The sequence below is a fragment of the Streptomyces sp. NPDC050549 genome (genome assembly GCF_040655035.1).
Taxonomy (GTDB): domain Bacteria; phylum Actinomycetota; class Actinomycetes; order Streptomycetales; family Streptomycetaceae; genus Streptomyces.
In genome coordinates, this window is record NZ_JBFAJD010000118.1 from 1 (window position 1) to 1,665 (window position 1,665).

Sequence of the window (1,665 nt, forward strand, 5' to 3'; positions counted from 1 at the left end):
CCTCGATCTTTCGTGATTGGCCGTCAGCTTTCATTGGCGGCCGATTCGTGTTCGAGTCCGCGTTGTGGGGATGGTGGTGGCCCGGCTGTCGCGTCGGGTGGGCGCCGGGTTCCACGGCTCGGTGGTGAGTGATTCTGCTGGTCGGGACAGGTCGGTGCTGCTGGTCAGCCGGGGTTCGGGAGTGCTTCGAGCCGCTTGATCGCCGTGGTGATCACATGGGTCCAGGGCCAGTGGCCGGCGAACCTGAGGTGGCGTCGGCGGGCGGTGGTGACCAGTTGTGCGGCGGCGGAGAACAAGCGGAGCCGCAGGCGGCGGGGCTCCCAGAGGCGGGACTTGCCGGTCAGGGCGAGCATGGGCAGCCAGGCCAGCAGGTCGAGGGCGAGTTGGACGATCTCCAGCCAGATCTGGTTCTGGGCAGTGTCGTGGAGGGGGAGATTGCGCAGGCCGGTGGCGCGGGCGCCTCGGATGCGGTCTTCGGCGCGGGCTCGCCTGCGGTGGCGCAGTTCGAGTGCGGCAATCGGGCTGTGGGTGGTGTTGGTGGCGAACGCGGTCAGCCGGTGCCCGTCGGCATCGGTGAGACGCAACTGGGCGCCGGGGTGGGGACGTTCCTTGCGGATGATCAGGCGCATCCCTTTCGGCCAGCCTTTGAGGCAGTCGCCGCCGAGTTCGGCGACCCAGGCCCCTTCGCGGATCGTGTCGCCGGGCTCGATCGCCGCTGTCCAGGCCGAGGCGGGGACTTCGAGGACGGCCTGGTGGATCTGGTCGGTGATGGTCATGCCGACCGAGTACGAAAGCCATCTCCCCGGCTTTGCGAGCCAGGCCACGAACTCGTGGGTGCCGCCGGCGGAGTCGGTACGGATCAGCGTGTTCCGTCCGCGCCGGTAGGTCTTCGGCAGCTGGGCCAGGGCGAGTTGGGTGGTGGTGATGTGGTCGGCGGCGGTGTTGCTGCCCGCGTTCCCGGGCCGCAGCAGGGCGGCCACCGGCTCCCCGGTGCCGCCGGGGCCGTGGTCCACGAACCCCATCAGCGGGTGGTGCCCGTAGGTCTTCTTCCAGGTCGCGGCGGCGTCCTGCTTCTCGGAGTGCGCCAGGACGAGCACACCGTCCAGGTCCACGATCACCTGCCCCCCGGCATCCGGTGCGCAGGCCCCGGCCAGCTGCCAGACGTGTTCGCGCACTTCAGCCCGGGCGGCCCGAATCGCAGTGAGGGCTTTCGGGCCGGCCGCAGCGAGCTGGTCGACCAGCCGGGAGACGGTCGGGTCGGAGGCCACCGGCCCGAACACCGAAGGCTCGGCCCGCAGCATGCCCACATCGGCCAGGCAGTCCCCGCCCAGCGCCACCGCCAGGGCCACATCCAGCACGATCTTGCCCGGATCGTGCACCGCCCGGGGACGCCGCCACGGTGCGAGCGCCGCCGATATCGCCCCGTCCAGGCCGGTCTTGCGGACCGTCTCGGTCAGCAGCACACCACCGGCCTGGGAGACCGCCCCTCGACCACCGCCCTCACAACGGACACGCGGATAGGACCCGATACGCTTCTTCACCTGGAGAGTGCTTCTTTCATGCGACGAACTGGACCCTAGACAAGTCCCATCGTTGCAGGTCAGGAGCACTCTCTGCGTTTCTGATCACCCATCGGACGCCCTGCCACGCGAAAGCGCGAGGCTA

1 protein-coding gene is annotated in these 1,665 nt (G+C 69.7%); it reads right to left on the minus strand.

Going from position 1 to position 1,665, the window contains the following annotated elements; all coding sequences use genetic code 11:
- Positions 1-164: 164 nt before the first annotated feature.
- Positions 165-1,541, minus strand: coding sequence for an IS1380 family transposase (locus AB0I51_RS48385; RefSeq protein WP_362985921.1), 1,377 nt, complete (start codon positions 1,539-1,541; stop codon positions 165-167).
- Positions 1,542-1,665: the final 124 nt, after the last annotated feature.